The following is a 16,302-nucleotide window of genomic DNA, read 5'->3' as shown; positions in this document are numbered from 1 at the left end:
ATCTCACCGCGCCCCGATCGACAGATCTGGACCCCGAGTGGGCATCGGGTACAACAGAAGACACCCCGCGAAAGGACCGAGCAGATGCCCGCCCGCCCCCGCTGGACCATCGCGCTCATCGCCGCCGCCGTGCTCACCCTCGGCTGCGGCGCCCTACCCGAACCCGCCACCCCCGACGACAGCGCACCCCAGCCCGGCAGCGCACCCACCACCGCCCGCGAATCCGACGGCGCCATGACCGTCGATGAGTTCCGCGACGACGCCGAAGGCGCCGTGATCCAGGCCGAGACCTACTGGTCGGGCGTGTTCAAAGCCTCCGGCGTCGGCTTCACCCCCGTCCGCACCGTCACCCCGTACCGCGACAGCGGCGACCTCGCCTGCGGCCGCGAACCCATCCCCGCCGACAACGCCGTCTACTGCCCGGCCGGCGACTTCATCGCCTACGACGCCGACTGGGCCGTCGCCGCCTTCCGCAAGATCGGCGACGCGTTCGTCTACTACCTGCTCGGCCACGAATACGCCCACGCCGTCCAGGCCCGCCTCGGCATCGAACACCGGTACGGCATCGACCACGAACTCCAGGCCGACTGCATGGCCGGGGCCTACCTCGGCGACTCCGTCCGCAGCGACCAGCTCCGGCTCGCCGACGGCGACCTCCAGGAGTTCCGCCGCGGCCTGCTCTCCGTCGGCGACCCCGAAGGCCAGCCCTGGTTCGCCCCCGAATCCCACGGCACCGTCGCCCAGCGCACCGACGCGTTCTTCGCCGGGTACGACAAGTCCCTCAACGCCTGCGACCTCAGCTGACCCACGACACCGGTGCTGTCGATGAACCGGTCGACAGCACCGTGCGGTGCCAGCCCCGCCACCGGCGGCTCACCCCACCGCATGAGCCCGGAAACGCACACCCTCCAGGACCGGCGCCACCCGGCTCACCCCCACCTCGGCCGCGATCGCCACATCCTGCGGATACCCGTAGCCGGTCAGCTCCCGGCCGCTCGCACAGTCCTGCAGCACCTGCGGAAACCGCCCCGCCACCCGCAGGTATGCCGCCGCGGCGACCTCCGCCTCCGGTGACAGCGACCCGAACCCGTGCCGGTCCAGGGCGTCGACGAACGCCCCCACGCCCCACAGGTCCTCCACCGCCGGGCGCAGCGAATCGTCGGCCCGCCACCGCTCACCACCCGCGACCACGGCCACCACCGCATCCGGGTCACCCGCCAGCCGGGCAGCCGTCCAGGACGCGGCCGCCGCGGCGTTGCGCAGCGACACCCCGACCACCGTCGCACCCGACTCGGCCAGGCCCAGCGCGATCGTCGACCCGTTCGGCGACGGCAGCACCAGCCGCCGCACCCCGACCGCCGACCGGATCGTCACCGGCGACAGGCTCACCGGATGCCGGGCGTCCACCTCGGAACGGCCCACCGCCAGCAGCGCATCGTGGCGGCGGGCGTACTCGAACGCGCTCGCGTCCCGCCACCGGTAGGGCAACACCTCGATGCCCAGGTCCGCCGCGACGGTCAGTGCGGTGGTGAACGACAGCACGTCCACCACCGCCACGACCGCGGCTCCCGCGGCCACCGCGTCGGCGCCCCGCGGACCCCAGTCGACGCGTACCCGGTGACCGGCCTGCTGATACGGGTTGATCATCAGACGATTCTGCCGCACGCCACGCCTTCACAAGACTGTGGGGCTGTACGGGTCGAACCCGTACAGCCCCACGAGACCGACCAGCTCAGGGCTGCGGATCCTCGACCGGGTCCACGGCCGTCGCCGTCGGCTGCCCGACCACGTTGCCCGCGTCGTCCAGGCTGACGGTGAACGCCACGTTCAGCCGCTTGCCCCAGCACGCCTCGGCCGGGTCGCCGGGCTGGATCGGGTTCGGCGGCACCATGTTGTAGGTGCCGGTGAACTCCAGCGTGCTCTCCGACGCGAGCCGGAAGTGCTGGCTGCCACGGGCCTCGCAGGACACCCCGGTCCCGGTGCCGAGCCCGTCGATCAGCCGGGTGTGGATGATCCGCAGGCCCTGCGGGTTGACCGGGTTGGGCGGCACGGCGATGTGGACCTTGCCGGTGAAGGTGAGCGTGCCCAGGTCGGCGAAGGTGGCCTGCCCGGTCAGCGGCACCTCGAACCTGCTCGGCGGCCCGGCAGGCGGCGTGACCGGCGCCGCGGCTGCCGCTGCCGACCCGGCCAGCGCCCCTGCCGCGACCGCGACGGCCGCGACGGCCCATCGCGCGATACTGGATACGGACATGTTGAACCCCCGTTGGTGATGACCGCGGAACACCCGCAGTACCCGGCCAGCTTCCCGACGGAAAGTGACGCTATAGGCACACAGTGTGTTCGCCGAGGACTTCCGGTCCGTGTCGGCCCGATGTTGCCCGCAAGAGGTCAGCGGACTCGATCGCGACGGCATACGCCGCGGCCGCCGGCGTGATGGGGGAGCCCGACGGGACCGGTCCCGAACATGTCCGACGACGAGTCGTCGTACCGCTGCGCGACCGACTCTCCGAAGTAGCCATCCTGATCGACCACCGGCCGACCGTACGCGACCTCGCACGGGGTTATCCACACGCCGCCATGACCGAACCCGCTTGCCAGGCACCACCGGTCCGGGCACCATGGCGGATCCCACCCGACGAAAGGCGATCATGAACAGGGCCTTCCTGCAGCCGGACGACTTCCACGATCTGGTGACAGACCAGTTCGGCACCGATCGCCGGCTCGTCGCACTCGACCGGCTGACCGGCGGCACCAAGAAGGGCGTCTACCGGCTGCGCCTGGACGACCAGACGACCACGATCGCCTACGTGTGGGCTCCCGGCGAGAACTACTGGCCACCGTCGCCGACCGTGCCCGACGACCCGTTCACCGACGCGTCCGGCGCCGAACTGTTCGCCGTCAGCCACACGGCCCTGACCGCGGCCGGGGTGCGGGTTCCGCGGCTGCTGATGCTCGACCGCGACGGACGCCACGTCGACGCCGACATCGCGCTCACCGAGGACGCCGGAACGGTGACCCTCGAACAGCTGATGGAACGCGACCCGACCGCAGCAGCCGCACCACTGGCCGCGCTGGGCGACGCCCTACGTCGGATGCACACCAGCATCGGCTCGCGGTACGGCAAACTCGCCGCCGTCGACCGTGGCGAGGCGTCACCGCAACGGCGCGCCGAGGACGTCATCGTGGACCGCGCGCTGGGCCACCTCCACGACGCGGCCGGACACGACGACCGGATCGCGGACGCACACGACCGGATCGCCGCGCACGTACGCCGCCTTCGCGGCGCGGTCACGGCCCGCGAGACGTACGGACTGGTCCACGGCGAACTCGGGCCGGATCATGTGCTCGTCACACCCGACGGTGAACCCGTCCTGATCGACATCGAGGGCCTGACGCACTTCGACGTCGAATGGGAGCACGCCTTCCTGCACCTGCGCTTCGGCGACGCGTACCCGCTGCTGCGCCCCGTCGACCTCGACCCGCACCGGTGCGAGCTGTACCGGTACGCGCAGGTGCTGTCCCTGATCGAGGGTCCACTGCGGATCGCCGGCACCGACTTCCCCGACCGTCAGTGGATGTTGGACCTGGCGGAGTGGAACATCGCCAAGGCGCTCGCCGTCCTCTGACACCGTCCAGGAGGGCCGCCGCGGCCGGTGTCCGGGCAGATGATCTGACACAGAATGTGGCCGAGTCGCCCTCGCCGCGGTGACGGCGTCCCGCACGTGGCGATGGGTTGATCACAGGTACGGGTGACCGCACACCTGGAACTTCTAGAGGCCGAGTTGGACCGGCCGGTCCGGAGTTCCCGCTGTGAGCAGCGATGTTAAGGGTGTAGTGAGGTCGCGGGGCGAGAACAGCTCAGATCCCGTATAGCCAGCGATCTCCGAGAGCTGCCACCAGCGGAACGCGGCCAGGTTCTCCTCTGCAGCGAGTTGGTCGTCTGTCAGCTCGCCGCGGGGCTGGAAGTTGTTCGCGCGGATGAGGAAGTAGTCGTTGATGATGCCGCCGGAGCCCCGCGGATGGTCGGCGGCCGAGATTTCCTGGTGCCAGATGTGCGGTGGATCGGCGGTGATCGCCAGACCGGTCTCCTCACGCAGTTCACGGCGCAGAGCCGTCAGCGGGTCCTCACCGGGTTCGATGCCGCCGCCTGGCGCCGCCCAAACGGCCTTCGCTTGCTCTGGTACCGCCGGGTGAGGAAAGTCGAACCGGCAGAGCAGGATGCGGTCGTCCTCATCAAGGATGATCGCGCGGACGGCACGGCGCAGGTTTGGCGTCATGGCATATCGGACGCGGTAGCGAGGCGGATGACGATCGGCACCGCCGCAGACTATCAACCGCGAGATCCAGCGATGACTCTGAAACGAGAGATCTCGGCTGAGCAATCGCTTGGACTGCGGCGGCGTCCGGATCCGCCGATGACGGCGCGTCGACGTTCAGGCGCGGGTGGGGTAGCGGCGAACAGCAACGCGGTAGTGGTCCCTGAAGCATGCTGAGTGGGGATCCACTGTCGGCTCATTACGGGATTACAAATATCGGTAATTCGTTAATGAGAAAACGGGTCTGTGACGAGAGTCTGGCTCATAAACGCGATACACCATAATGACTGTTATGTTAGGTGCCTGATTGAACGACGGATCGCGCTCCGACGGAGCTCCGGAACGGTCGAAACGCAGCGTTGATCAACTAGTGGCCCAGCGGGACCGGATCGGACGCTGCGAAACCGACGTTGCCGCGCTGGTGATCACCCTCGCCCCCGGGCTTCCGGCGCAAATTTTGTGATCTTGATGGCCGATCGCCGTCAAAAGTGCCGCCTGAGCGGCTAGAAAGAGCCCCTGACCTGGGAAAACGCCCTGAGACGCCCGTGACGGGCCGGGTGGGCCGCTGCCCATGTCGGGCCCATGGCGCTCACGCGGCCGGGAGGGCGATGAGGCCGGCGTCGGTGGGTCGGAAGCCGCACGTTTCGAAGTAGAAGCCGCGCAGGTGCTCCTCGAAGTCGACGTGCAGCCACTCACAGCCGGCCGCCCCGGCCTGCCTGGCCGCCTCTGCGATCAGTCCGGTGCCGACACCGCTGCGGCGCGCGTCGACCGCCACGACGGTGTCCAGCACGAACGCGTGCCCGGATCCGTCCCAGGCGACGTTGACCCAGCCGACGAGGCGTTCGCCGTCGCGGGCGTTGACCCAGCCGAGACTGTGCCCGGTGACCTGAGCCCACCAGTCGTAGCCGGACGGTTCCCGGTCGAACCCGGCGGCGTGCAGTTGCTCGACCTCGGCGCTGTCGAAGTCACCGCGCCAGATGTAGGTGATGGTCATGGGTGCGCACGATATGGCCCGTCGGCCCGAGATCCCATCGATTTTGCCGCTCACCTCACTCACATAGTGCCCCTGACCTGCGAAAACGCTCTGAGCGCCACGCTAACGAGTGATCCGACCGTCCCCTATGTCTGAGTAACCACGTTTGTCATATGCGACAGGTCATCTCAGGTCGCGGACCTCCACACCGGGTGCGTGGTGATGTATGGCGGCGGCGAGCCGGTCGAGGTCCAGCCGCCAGCCGTTGATGGCACGGCCGGCGGCGATCAGGCGTGGGTCGGGCGCGCCGGAGACGGCGTACCCGAAACCGGCCATCAGTTTTCCGGCCGGTCCGGTGGGCGTGCCTCGCATGGGCGGCGCGTCGTGTGGCCGCAGCACGCCGATCCAGGGCAGGTTGTGCGCCGTTTTCTGGCGCCACAGGACCACCGCCTGCACCTCGGCCCAGGGCACGTGGACGGTGGTGGCGGCGTGCCGCAGCGGCGAGCCGCCGAGGGTGATACCGGTGTCGTCGACGCGCAGGGCGACCTTGCGGCTGAACGTGCCGATCGCCATGATGACGCCGCCGACGCCGAACAGGGCCAGGCCGAGGATGCGGGTGAGCGCGTCGAGCGGCAGCAGCAGCATGGCGGCGGTGAACAGCAAGCTGCCGGCGATGACGAGGATCGTCTTCGGGTTCGGTCCGTAGCGTTCCTCGTACACATCGGATGGGGTCATGGGCGCTCATCCTGCCAGCGGCCGCTTGCGTGAGTGGTCCCGGCGGGTGTGGAGCGGGCCACAGGCCGAGGGAGTGACGACGCCTCTCCCCCGGCCCGTAATGATCTTATGTCCGTCGATGTCAGGCGGCGGCGCGGTCAGCCTGCGGTCGGCGGCGCAGCGTGGTGTCGGTCAGGGCCGGTGGGCGCCAGGCGCCGTCGGGGCGGTAGAGGTTCACACCGGGCGGGACGATCTCGTCGATGCGGTCCAGTGTGGCGTCGTCCAGGGCCAGCTCCGCTCCCTTGAGCGCCGTGTCCAGGTGGGCCATGGTGCGCGGGCCGATGATGGTCGCGGTGACGGCGGGGTGGGCCTGGGTGAACGCGACGGCGAGTTCGGGCAGGGTGCAGCCGATCTCGGCGGCGAGCGCGGTGAGCTGTTCGAGGGCGTCGTATTTGGCGGCGTTGGCGGGGATGGCCGGGTCGAAGCGGTGCGGGGTGAGTGCGGCGCGGCCGGTGGTGAGGTCCACGGTGGCGCGGTTGATGTGGCCGGACAGGAAGCCGGAGGCGAGTGGGCTCCAGACGAGTACACCCATGCCGTAGCGCTGGGCGACGGGCAGGATGTCGGCTTCGATGCCGCGGGCGAGCAGGGAGTATGGGGGTTGTTCGGTGCGGAAGCGGCTGACGGCGCGGCGTTGTGCTGCGTGGTGGGCTTCGACGAGTTCCTCGGCGGGGAAGGTGGAGCAGCCGTAGGTGCGGATCTTTCCGGCTCGGACGAGGTCGTCGAGGGTGGCGAGGGTTTCCTCGATGTCGGTGGTGTGGTCGGGTCGGTGGATCTGGTAGAGGTCGATGTGGTCGGTGTTCAGGCGGCGGAGGCTGTCTTCGACGGCGGTGAGGATCCAGCGGCGGCTGTTGCCGCCGCGGTTGCGGCCTTCGCCCATCGGGAAGTGCACTTTGGTGGCGAGGATGACGTCGTCGCGGCGGCTGTGCAGGGCTTTGCCGACGATGGTCTCGGATTCGCCGGCGGAGTACATGTCGGCGGTGTCGATGAAGTTTATGCCGTGGTCGAGGGCGTGGTGGATGATGCGGGCGCAGTCGTCGTGGTCGGGGTTGCCGACGTTGCCGAGCATCATGGTGCCGAGGCAGTAGGTGCTGACTTCGATGCCGGTGCGGCCTAGGGCGCGGTAGCGCATGGTGGTGCTTCTCCCCTGGTCGGGACTCCTGCGCCGGCCCGGCAGGAGTCGATCATGGAAGTCAGCGTAGGTGCTGGAGTGCGCTCCAGGTCAAGTCGGCGCGGCCGGGGTCTGCTCCCCCGGCCGCGTGGGCGGTCAGTCGCGTGCGGCGATGGCCTGTTCGGTGCGGCGGCGCAGGTCGTCGAGGTCGATGCCGGCTTCGGTCATGATCAGGGCGGCGAGCCCTTTGCCTTCGCGGATCATGCCGAGCAGGATGTGTTCGGTGCCGATGTACTTGTGTTTGAGGCGTAGGGCTTCGCGTAGGGACAGTTCGAGCACGACTTTGCTGCGCGGGGTGAAGGGGATGTGGCGGCCTTCGCTGACGGCGACGTGGGGGCGGCGGCGGAACAGGCCGCGCCGGGGTGGTGGGGTGACCTGGTTGAGGGCGCCGGGGCCGAAGGTCTCTTCGAGTTTGGCGCGTACGGCGTCGAGGTCGATGCCGATGGCTTGGAGTGCGGCGGCGTCGGCGGCGCCGAAGGGTTCGGCGGTGCCGAGGTGGCGGCTGATGGCGGCGGTGACCTGGTCGTGGTCGAGGCCGTCGGTGGTGAGCAGGTCGTATGGGATGCCGCTGGTGGGGCGGAGCAGGCCGAGCAGCAGGTGTTCGGTGCCGAGGTAGTGCTGCTGGCCGCAGTGGCGGGCTTCGTCCTGGGCGCCTCTGACGACTTCGCGTGCGGCGGTGGTGAATCGTTCGAACATCACTTCTCCCGTCGGTCCGGTCCGGGCCAGCGGCCGGCGTGTTTCTTGTGTACGGCCTGTCGGCTGACTTCGAGGGCGTCGGCGATTTCCTGCCAGGACCAGCCTGCTTTGCGGGCGTTGCCGACCTGCAGCGTCTCGAGGGTTTCGAGCAGCCGTCGCAGGGCGAGCACGGCGCGTAGGCCGACGCCGGGGTCGGCGCTGCCGGCTGCGGCGGCGAGTTTTGTCGCGTCGCTCATGGTGTCAATGTAGGTTGACAACCGCGGCGGTGTCAACTCTGGTTGACGGCAAGCTTGCCCGTGGCAGCGCTGACCTGCGCCGAAGTTGAGCGAGCGGGTCGTTGTGAGAGTCTGTCGCGTCGTGAGGTGTGCCTGATATGCACGACACAGGCGTTTGGTGTCGCATGGTCACCATTGGCGGTGTTAGCTTCTGCGGGCCCCCGCCACGCGTCGACGCCGCCGCGTGGCGCTCTGCTGCCTGAACCCAGGACGGAACACGATGACTGGTGCCACCGTCACATTGCGTTTGACCGTGGTGCGCGACGCGCTGCTGTGGGCCGCGGTCGCCGCGGCCGCGGCGTGGACGTTCGCCTACCGGGCCGCCACCAGCCGCGCCCAGGTTCTGGACTACGACGACGGCGTGTACTGGCAGACCGCGCTGGCCATCGCCGACGGCGCACGGCCGTACACGGAGGTGTTCCATGCGCAGCCGCCGCTGTTCCCGTGGCTGGTCGCCCAGCCGTTCGCGCTGCTGGGTGCGGTCGACGGGGAGACCGCCGCCCGGCTGCTGATGACCGGATTCGCGGTGCTGCTCGCCGCGACCGCGGCCGGGATGGCCGCGGTGCTGCGCGGGCCGCGGGCCGCGATGCTCGCCGTGCTCGCGGTGGCCGCGTTCCCGCTGGTGCAGCGCTACAGCTTCCAGTTCGGCGCGGACCTGCCCGCCGCGGCGCTGGGCGGGGTCGCGCTGTGCCTGGCCCTGCGCGCCCGCAGCGCGGATCGGCCCGCCCGCTGGTGGTGGTGGGCCGGGTCGGGGGCCGCGCTGTGCCTGGCCGCGCTGGTGAAACTGATCGCGGTGGTGGTCGCGCCGTCGCTCGCGCTGGTATTGCTGACGACCGTTTCGACCGGGGCCACCGGGTGGTGGGCGTGGCTGCGGCGCACCGCGGCGGCGACCGGATGCATGCTGGCCGGGTTCGCGGCGGCGGCGGCCGTCGCGCTGCTGGTCATCCGTCCCGGCCGGGCGGCCTGGGACCAGGTGTTCGCGTTCCACCTGCGCGCGGCGGAGTCGGTCAACTCCCCCGACGTCATCGGGATGATCGACAACACCGGTGACTGGGGGCTGCCGTACTTCATCGCCGCGGGCGTCGGCGGGGTGCTCGCGCTGGGCCTGCCGGGCCGGGCGGGCGGCCGGGCCGATGTCGCGGCGATCGCGGTGTGGGCGGCGGCGATCGTGCCGTACGGGTACCTGCACCATCCCGTGTTCAAGCACCACGTGCTGCTGTTCGTCGCGCCCGCGGGTGCGCTGATCGTGCTGGGTGTGGCCGCGCTGTGGGCCGTGGCGCGGCGGGCGGTGCAGCGGGTCACCGGGCCGCGGCGGCGCTGGGCGGGCGCCGTCGCCGTGGTGGCGGCGATCGTCGCGGGAGCCTGGCACACCACGCACAGCACCGTCGCGCCCGTGCTCACCGACACCTCCGTCGAGGCGTGCCTGCGCCGCCTGCCCCGCGACGTGGTGCTCGTCTCCGACGACCAGGCGATGATGGCCCGCGCCGGGCTGCGTACGCCGCCGTGGCTGGTGGACACCTCCCACGTGCGCATCGACTCCGGCTGGCTCACCGACGCCGAGATCACCGCCGCGGCGACCGCCGCCGACGGGGTGCTGTTCGCCCGGCCGCGCCGCATCGGCAAACACCCCGAGGTCAGGGTCTGGGCCAAGGAGCACTTCCCGGTGCGTTACACCGCCGACCGGTACGAGCTGTACGTCCACGCCGCGCCGCTGGTCATGGGCTGCACCGGCAAGGTCCAGGTCGACGGGAAGACCGTGCAGGACGCTCCGACGCCGTGACGGCGAACTGCGGGACGCCCCCCGAGGTGGGGCGTCCCGCAGTTCGTGCCCGGCGGCAGCCGGCGATGCATGGCAGGTGGTTGGCGGCCGCCGGGAGCTCTCTACCGTTCCAGCAGCTGCTGGTGGAAGTCGCGGTAGCGCTGCACGGCCAGGCGCAGCCGCTCGGTGTCCGTGCCGGCGTCACCGAACGCCTCGTCCAGCTCGCGCTGCCGGTCGGCCAGCGACTCCTGCAGCGTGCGCACGGATTCGCCGACCAGGTCACGCAGTTCCGCGGCGACCGCCGGCGGGTCGTCGACGAACCGCAGCTGCGCGGCCTGCCACCGGGTACGCAGGTCCTCGGCCGCCGCCACGGGCCACAGCGACGCGGCCGCGACCAGCGCGTCGACGTCGGCGGGCGCGGTCACCGGCGGGTCGACCGCGTCCGGGCCGCCCACGACCTGCACCTCGTCGTCGGTGGGGAGGTCTGCGGCGTCGGCCGCCACCGCAAGGTCCGCCGGGTCGTGGGTGTGGTCCGGTGCGTCGGCCGACTCGTCGTCGTCGGCGCTCGCATCCGGCGTGGTCATGTCCTCGACCGCCAGGTCGGCCGGGGTGGGTTCGTCGGCGGGGATGCCGTCCGGAGCCAGGACGTCGTCGTCACGGGCGTCGGCTGGGCGGTCCGCGGAGTCGGCGAGGGCGTCGTCGGCGGGCACCTCCACGTCGGCCAGGTCGTCGAGCGTCCTGGTCTCGGTGTCGACCGGCTCGTCGTCGCCGTCGAGGCCCTGCGCCACCGTCTCGTCCTGCACCTCGTCGGCGGGCACGACCGGGTCGGCCCGGTCGGCCGGGTCCTCGCCGAGGTGGGCCTCGGGGTGGGCCGGGTCGTCGGTCGCGACGGGCTCGTCGTCGACGACGTCGTCCAGGGCCGGAGTCTCGTCGTCGTCGCGGGGTGTGGCGACGTCGTGGCCGCCCTCGGTGGTGCCGCCGAAGCCGTCGAGGTCCACCGGATCGACGGGCTCGCCGTCGACGTCATGATCGGCGCGTACGACGCCGTCCTGGTCGTGGCGGTGCTCCGGCTCGCCGTCCACGAGCTCGCCGTCGACGACGTCGGAGCGGTCCTGGTGCGGTACGCCGTTGTGCCGGTCACGCAGGTCCAGGTCGTCGTCCGAGTCGACGAGACCCTGGTTGAACTGGGCTCTGGTGTCGTAGGTCATGCGTGGACCTCCTCATCACGGCGGGGGGTGGGGGCTAGCGCGCGGTCGGGCGTCGCCGCGGGGGTGGTGGGCTCCGCGGGGACCGGGTCCTCGCCGAGCAGCTGGGCGACCAGCTCGCGGTAGCGGACCACTGCGATGCGCAGGTCCTCGGTGGCGGCTTCGCCGCGGCTGTTGCGGTCGGCGATCTCCTTGGCCTCGCGGTACGAGGCCAGCGTCGCGGCGTGGTCGACGGACAGCTGTGCCAGCTGCTCCTCGTCGTCGTCGCCCGGGTAGCCGCGCGCCGTGATCAGGTCACGGACCAGCACGTCGGCCTCCCCCACCGCGTCGGCCGGGGCGTCGATGAAATGCGACTGCAGCGCGTGCCAGCGGACCACGAACCGGGCGTGGTCCTCGGGGGTCAGCTCCCGCAGTTCCAGCTCGGCGTGGCGGCGCTCGCGGTCGCGCAGGTCCCGCTCGGCTTCGGTCCTGGTGTCGTGCTCGGCGACGGCGCGGTCGTACTCGGGGCCGAACCGGTTACGCAGCGACTGGCGGCGCAGTGCCGTCCAGGCGACGTACGCGCAGGCGGCGACGGCGGCAAGCACGATCAAGAGCATGATGATCTGTCCGGTGTCCATCGAGGTACCTCCTTCGACGAGGCAGATACCCCGTTTCACGGAGCTAAACCGTGCTTTTGCGCCGGTGACGGGATTCGAACCCGCGACCCCCCGCTCGACAGGCGGGTGCTCTCACCACTGAGCCACACCGGCAGCGTATGAAGTTGTGTCGCACGGGCGGCAGGATTCGAACCCGCAACCTTCGGATTTGGAGGCCGGTGCTCTGACCGTTGAGCTACACCCGCATGCGTGGAAATGAAGAACCGCCCGTCCCCGGTGTTCCGGGGGCGCGGGCGGCGTCGGCCGTTCGCGTGGCGCTCAGCGGCGCCGGTCACCCGGGGTCGGATCGTCGGTGTCGTCCGTGGACCAAGAGCGGGTCACGGCGCGGCGGGACGGGGACCATCGCTGATCGCCGGTGTGCTGCGGTCGCATCGCTGTCCTCCTGTCCTGTCCGGGTGGTGTCCATACCGTAGGCGGTGGTGATCGCCCGGCACAAAGGAATTACGGCGGTCAGAGTTCGGTGACGACGACGTCGAGCTGCCAGGGCCGGCCGGGCTTGGCGGGCGGCAGCTGCTCGACGGTGTGTTTGAGGTCGCGCAGGGCGGTGGCTAGTTCGGCCGGGTTGCGCGGGGTGCCGCCGTCGGCGAGCAGGTCGCGCACGATGCGGCCCTTGGTGGCCTTGTTGAAGTGGCTGACGACGGTCCGGGCGCCGCTGCGTTCGTGCAGGACCCGGACGGTGGCGGTGCGGGCGGCGACGTCGCCGCGGGGTGTCCACGCCGGGGTGTACATCGACGAGCGCAGGTCGAGGACCAGGCCGGTGCCCGCGGCCTCGGGCAGGGCCTGGGCCATCGCGTCGCGCCAGTGGGTGGTGAGCAGTCCGACGCCGGGTAGGCGTACGCCCATGGCGCAGCGGTAGGGCGGGATCCGGTCGTCGATGCGCAGCGCGCCCCACAGCCCGGAGAAGATCAGCAGCGAGCGGCGGGCGCGGGTCTTGGCCGGGGCGGGCAGGTCGGCCAGGCCCAGGTTGTCGTAGAGCACGCCGGTGTAGAGGCTGCCCGCGGGCAGCGCCTTCGCGGTACGCAGCAGCGTGTTGCGGGTGATCTCGCCGCGCAGGCCGGGGCTGAGCCCGAGCACGTCCGCGGCGGTGTCGGCGTCGCCGGAGCACAGCGCCACGAGCGCGTCCAGGGCCTGCTCGCGGGCGGGGTGCAGGGCGGGCAGGGACAGCCGTGCCAGGTCGAGCGGTTTGCCGGAGCCGGTGTCGGCCTTGCCCTCGGAGGGCGGCAGCAGGATCAGCACCGGCTCACTCTAGGTGACCTGCCGCGCCGGGCGGGCGGCGGCACGGCGGGTCAGCTCGTGATCGTCTTTCCGTGGACCTGGGTGAACGCGCTGGCGATCAGCTCCCGCAGGGCGGCGGTGTCGACGTCGGCGAGTTTCTTGACGTACAGGCAGGCTTTGCTGACGGTGACGGGGCCGAGCCTGGCCAGCAGGTCGCCGTGCACGTCGAAGCCTTCGGTGACGTACAGGACCAGGGCCTGCTTGCGCGGGGAGAAGCCGACGGCGGGCCAGTCGCCCTGCTTGCCGGAGGCGTAGACGTAGCGGTACTGCCCGAAGCCGACGATGGCGCTGCCCCACATCGCCGGGGGCTGGCCGGTGACGTCCTCCATCAGCTCGCACACCGCCTGGGCGTCGGTGCGGCGGCGGGCGTCGGCGACGCCGGCGAGGAACTCCTCGACGCTGGCGTCGTTCTTCGTCGTCTTGGGTTCGGCCATAGCGCCAGGGTATGCCGCCGGTCCGACAGCCGTGGTCGCGGGACAACGCGGGGGTGACGGCGCGAAGTAGGCTCGCCCCATGACCACCCGTATCGTGCTGACGGCTCTGGTGGGCCGGACCGGCGCCGTGCTGCTGCGGATGCGCGACGAGCAGTCGGCGGTGCGGGCGAACCGGTGGAGCCTGCCCGGTGGTGCGATCCGGGCCGGTGAGACCCCGGTCGGCGCCGCCAAGCGGCTCGTCGCGGAGCAGGCCGGGCTGCCGGTCGACGGCGAGCCGGCGCTGTTCTGGCACGGGTTCCTGCCGGGCACCCGGACCGACGTGTACTTCTTCGCCGCGGGCACCCCCGCCTGGAATGCCGACGTCGTGGCGCAGGCCGGGGTGCTGGCCGAGTTCGTGGCGGGCGAGGACGTGCTCAGCGGGCGCGCGTTCACCCCCGCGACCGGGTTCGTGCTGGGCCGGTTCCTGGAATCCAACGAGTATCTGACGCTGGCGGGGCGGTTCTTCCCGGCCGATCCGGTCTGATGGCGTCGCTGCGCACGCCGGGGCTGTTCGAGGCCCTGGCCGGGTGCGAGCGTGTGCTGATCGCCGGGGCCGGCGGCGGGTTCGACGTGTACGCGGGCCTGCCGCTGGCCCTGCAGCTGCACGCCGACGGGGTGCGGGTGCATTTGGCGAACCTGTCGTTCGCCGACCTGGCGGCGCTGGAAGGCGACGTGTGGCTGGAGCCCGACGTCGCGGCGGTCGGCCCGACGACCAAGGGCCTGGACGGCTACTTCCCCGAGCGGACCCTGGCGCTGTGGCTGGACGCCAACGGCCTGCCGTCGACGGTGTACGCGTTCGCGCGGGTGGGTGTGCAGCCGCTGCGGGAGGCGTACCGGGTGCTGGTGGAACGGCTGGCGCCGGACGCGATCGTGCTGGTGGACGGCGGCACCGACATCCTCATGCGCGGCGACGAGACCGGCCTGGGCACGCCGGAGGAGGACATGACCAGCCTCGCCGCGGTCGCCGGGCTGGACGTGGGCGTCAAGCTGGTCACCTGCCTCGGCTTCGGCATCGACGCCTACCACGGCGTCAACCACGTGCAGGTGCTGGAGAACCTCGCCGAGCTCGACCAGGCCGGGGCATACCTGGGTGCGCTGTCGATCCCCGCGCACTCGCCGCAGGGGCGGGCCTACGTCGAGGCGGTCGCGCACGCGCGGGCACTGACCCCGGGCTGGCCGAGCATCGTCAACGGGCAGATCGCGGCGGCGCTGCAGGGCCTGCACGGCGACGTGCAGTTCACCCGGCGCACCGGCGGCAGCCGGCTGTTCGTGAACCCGCTGATGGCGGTGTACTTCACCGTCGACCTGGCGGGGCTGGCCGCGCGCAACCTGCTGCTGGACCGGGTCGAGGGCACGCACCTGATGCGTCAGGTCAGCGCCGCGATCGAGGCGTTCCGCAACGAGACCGACACCCGGATCCCGCGGGTCTTCCCACACTGAGTGGTCTGCGCTCGTTGCGGCGGCGTGGGCAAAGTGGATGAATGAGGTATCGCACGCGGTCGATCGGACGGTTAAGTTCTGTGCATGTCCGGGGACGCGCTGATGATCGGCATTATCGGGGTGCTGCTGGGGATCCTGGTCGGCCGCCGGTGGTTGAAGATGCAACAGGCGGGCGCGGGGTACAAGTCGGCGGTCGCCGGGGTGCCGAAGGCCAAGGCCGCCGTGAAGACCGCCCGCAAGGCGTGGATGCTCGCGATCCGGGCCGCGATGCTCGCCGCGGTGCTGATGGTCGTGTACTTCCTGGCCACGACGACGGCGGTGTTCCAGTCCGCGAGGTGACCTGGCTCACCCGCGGCCGAAATCGGGAGGCGGGCCCCGAGCTTGATCACTAGCCTGTCAGCCGATGACACTCTCACATGACGTGGCCGGCGACGGCCCGACGCTCGTCCTGATTCACTCCACGGTCTGCGATCGGCGGATGTGGGACCCGCAGCTGCCGGTCCTGACCGCTGCGGGTTACCGCGTGATCCGCGTCGACCTGCGCGGCTTCGGTGACACCCCCATGCCCGACCGGCCCTACAACAACGCCGACGACGTCGCCGAGCTGCTCGACGAGCTCGGGATCGAGCAGGCCGCGCTGATCGGCTCGTCCGGCGGCGGCCGGGTCGCGCTCGAGTTCGCGGCGCGCCTGCCGCAGCGCACGACCGCGCTGGCGCTGCTGTGCACCGCGGTCGCCGACCACGAGCCCAGCGCCCGGCTCAGCGCATTCGGCGACCAGGAGGACGCGCTGCTCGAGGCGGGCGACGTCGCCGCGGCGACCGAACTCAACGTCACGGCGTGGATCGGCCCGCACGCCGACGACGCGACCCGCGAACTGGTGCGCCGGATGCAGCGGCACGCGTTCGAGGTGCAGCTCGCCCCCGTGGCGGAGGAGCACGGCTCGATCAAGAAGGACGTCGACCTGGCCGCGATCACCGCCCCGTGCCTGCTGGTGTCCGGTGAGCACGACTTCGCCGACTTCCACGACATCGCGGTGCGGCTGTCCGAGCAGCTCGCCGGGTCGCGTCACCTGCACCTGGACTGGGCCGGGCACCTGCCGAGCATGGAGCGGCCCGAGGAGCTGAACCCGGTGCTGCTCGACTTCCTGCGCGAGACCGTTCCCGCCCACTGAAGCCGACGACGGTCAACATGTCGCACTGTGTAGTTGTTTAGCCACGTACGGTGCGGCATGGTGCCGCCGGTTCGCCCCATTCGCTGGCTATAACCGTCTTCTCCGATCCTTCACCGGGATC

19 protein-coding genes and 2 tRNA genes are annotated in these 16,302 nt (G+C 71.0%); 7 read left to right on the top strand and 14 right to left on the bottom strand.

What is annotated here, in order from left to right; all coding sequences use genetic code 11:
• Nucleotides 1–84 precede the first annotated feature (84 nt).
• Nucleotides 85–804, top strand: coding sequence for a neutral zinc metallopeptidase (locus F9C41_RS03250; protein WP_155385035.1), 720 nt, complete (start codon nt 85–87; stop codon nt 802–804).
• Between the two features lie 69 nt (nt 805–873).
• On the opposite strand, the gene F9C41_RS03245 is transcribed toward F9C41_RS03250, so the two are convergent.
• Together F9C41_RS03245 and F9C41_RS03240 are read right to left on the bottom strand one after the other, a co-directional pair.
• The gene (locus F9C41_RS03245; protein ID WP_155385034.1) at nt 874–1,647 is read right to left on the bottom strand and encodes a 2-phosphosulfolactate phosphatase; all 774 of its coding nucleotides are present in this window, start codon (nt 1,645–1,647) and stop codon (nt 874–876) included.
• Between the two features lie 85 nt (nt 1,648–1,732).
• A complete protein-coding gene (locus tag F9C41_RS03240) occupies nt 1,733–2,251 on the bottom strand; it encodes a hypothetical protein (RefSeq protein WP_155385033.1) in 519 nt (172 codons plus the stop codon).
• Nucleotides 2,252–2,648: 397 nt separating this feature from the next.
• On the opposite strand from F9C41_RS03240, the gene F9C41_RS03235 reads away from it, so the two are divergent.
• Nucleotides 2,649–3,626 (top strand): phosphotransferase family protein, encoded by a 978-nt coding sequence (locus F9C41_RS03235; RefSeq protein WP_155385032.1) that lies wholly within the window; start codon nt 2,649–2,651, stop codon nt 3,624–3,626.
• Nucleotides 3,627–3,770: 144 nt separating this feature from the next.
• Here F9C41_RS03235 and F9C41_RS03230 read toward each other — a convergent pair whose 3' ends face one another.
• The 6 genes from F9C41_RS03230 to F9C41_RS03205 all read right to left on the bottom strand — a co-directional run bounded on the left by F9C41_RS03230 (nt 3,771) and on the right by F9C41_RS03205 (nt 8,163).
• Nucleotides 3,771–4,277 (bottom strand): NUDIX hydrolase, encoded by a 507-nt coding sequence (locus tag F9C41_RS03230; protein WP_155385031.1) that lies wholly within the window; start codon nt 4,275–4,277, stop codon nt 3,771–3,773.
• 628 nt (nt 4,278–4,905) lie between these two features.
• A complete protein-coding gene (locus tag F9C41_RS03225) occupies nt 4,906–5,310 on the bottom strand; it encodes a GNAT family N-acetyltransferase (RefSeq protein WP_155385030.1) in 405 nt (134 codons plus the stop codon).
• Nucleotides 5,311–5,472: 162 nt separating this feature from the next.
• The gene (locus tag F9C41_RS03220) at nt 5,473–6,024 is read right to left on the bottom strand and encodes a hypothetical protein (RefSeq protein WP_155385029.1); all 552 of its coding nucleotides are present in this window, start codon (nt 6,022–6,024) and stop codon (nt 5,473–5,475) included.
• A 121-nt stretch (nt 6,025–6,145) separates the two neighbouring features.
• Complete coding sequence (locus F9C41_RS03215; protein ID WP_155385028.1) at nt 6,146–7,192, bottom strand: aldo/keto reductase; 1,047 nt, start codon at nt 7,190–7,192, stop codon at nt 6,146–6,148.
• Nucleotides 7,193–7,327: 135 nt separating this feature from the next.
• Nucleotides 7,328–7,927 (bottom strand): Clp protease N-terminal domain-containing protein, encoded by a 600-nt coding sequence (locus tag F9C41_RS42120; protein WP_155385027.1) that lies wholly within the window; start codon nt 7,925–7,927, stop codon nt 7,328–7,330.
• Complete coding sequence (locus F9C41_RS03205) at nt 7,927–8,163, bottom strand: HTH domain-containing protein (RefSeq protein ID WP_120322486.1); 237 nt, start codon at nt 8,161–8,163, stop codon at nt 7,927–7,929. The genes F9C41_RS42120 and F9C41_RS03205 overlap by 1 nt, the downstream gene beginning before the upstream one ends.
• Nucleotides 8,164–8,422: 259 nt before the next feature.
• Between F9C41_RS03205 and F9C41_RS03200 the strand changes: the two genes are divergently transcribed.
• Entirely contained in the window at nt 8,423–9,982 is a 1,560-nt protein-coding gene (locus tag F9C41_RS03200) for an ArnT family glycosyltransferase (protein WP_155385026.1), read from the top strand.
• 101 nt (nt 9,983–10,083) lie between these two features.
• Here the strand turns inward: F9C41_RS03200 and F9C41_RS03195 are convergent, their stop codons facing one another.
• From F9C41_RS03195 to F9C41_RS03170, 6 genes are all read right to left on the bottom strand, one after another.
• Nucleotides 10,084–11,169, bottom strand: a complete 1,086-nt coding sequence (locus F9C41_RS03195) for a hypothetical protein (RefSeq protein WP_155385025.1) — start codon at nt 11,167–11,169, stop codon at nt 10,084–10,086.
• On the bottom strand, nt 11,166–11,783 hold the full coding sequence (locus tag F9C41_RS03190; RefSeq protein ID WP_196279601.1) for a hypothetical protein: 618 nt from the start codon (nt 11,781–11,783) through the stop codon (nt 11,166–11,168). The genes F9C41_RS03195 and F9C41_RS03190 overlap by 4 nt, the downstream gene beginning before the upstream one ends.
• A 59-nt stretch (nt 11,784–11,842) precedes the next feature.
• Nucleotides 11,843–11,915 (bottom strand) — tRNA-Asp (locus F9C41_RS03185).
• Nucleotides 11,916–11,934: 19 nt separating this feature from the next.
• Nucleotides 11,935–12,007 (bottom strand) — tRNA-Trp (locus tag F9C41_RS03180).
• 265 nt (nt 12,008–12,272) lie between these two features.
• Nucleotides 12,273–13,058, bottom strand: a complete 786-nt coding sequence (yaaA, locus tag F9C41_RS03175; RefSeq protein WP_155385024.1) for a peroxide stress protein YaaA — start codon at nt 13,056–13,058, stop codon at nt 12,273–12,275.
• A 50-nt stretch (nt 13,059–13,108) separates the two neighbouring features.
• On the bottom strand, nt 13,109–13,531 hold the full coding sequence (locus tag F9C41_RS03170; RefSeq protein ID WP_155385023.1) for a DUF1801 domain-containing protein: 423 nt from the start codon (nt 13,529–13,531) through the stop codon (nt 13,109–13,111).
• 79 nt (nt 13,532–13,610) lie between these two features.
• Here F9C41_RS03170 and F9C41_RS03165 point away from each other — a divergent pair, with 79 nt between their 5' ends.
• The 4 genes from F9C41_RS03165 (at nt 13,611) to F9C41_RS03150 (ending at nt 16,181) form a co-directional block, all read left to right on the top strand.
• Nucleotides 13,611–14,054 carry an NUDIX hydrolase gene (locus F9C41_RS03165; protein ID WP_155385022.1) on the top strand — a complete coding sequence of 148 codons (444 nt, stop codon included), beginning with the start codon at nt 13,611–13,613 and terminating at the stop codon, nt 14,052–14,054.
• On the top strand, nt 14,054–15,010 hold the full coding sequence (locus tag F9C41_RS03160) for a DUF1152 domain-containing protein (protein WP_155385021.1): 957 nt from the start codon (nt 14,054–14,056) through the stop codon (nt 15,008–15,010). The genes F9C41_RS03165 and F9C41_RS03160 overlap by 1 nt, the downstream gene beginning before the upstream one ends.
• An 84-nt stretch (nt 15,011–15,094) precedes the next feature.
• Nucleotides 15,095–15,349, top strand: a complete 255-nt coding sequence (locus F9C41_RS03155; protein ID WP_120322285.1) for a hypothetical protein — start codon at nt 15,095–15,097, stop codon at nt 15,347–15,349.
• A 64-nt stretch (nt 15,350–15,413) separates the two neighbouring features.
• On the top strand, nt 15,414–16,181 hold the full coding sequence (locus tag F9C41_RS03150; RefSeq protein WP_155385020.1) for an alpha/beta fold hydrolase: 768 nt from the start codon (nt 15,414–15,416) through the stop codon (nt 16,179–16,181).
• Nucleotides 16,182–16,302: the final 121 nt, after the last annotated feature.

The organism is Catellatospora paridis (assembly GCF_009720365.1).
GTDB classification, from domain to species: Bacteria; Actinomycetota; Actinomycetes; order Mycobacteriales; family Micromonosporaceae; genus Catellatospora; species Catellatospora paridis.
Note: the sequence above shows the minus strand (reverse complement) of the source record. Positions and strands in the feature narration are given on the sequence as shown.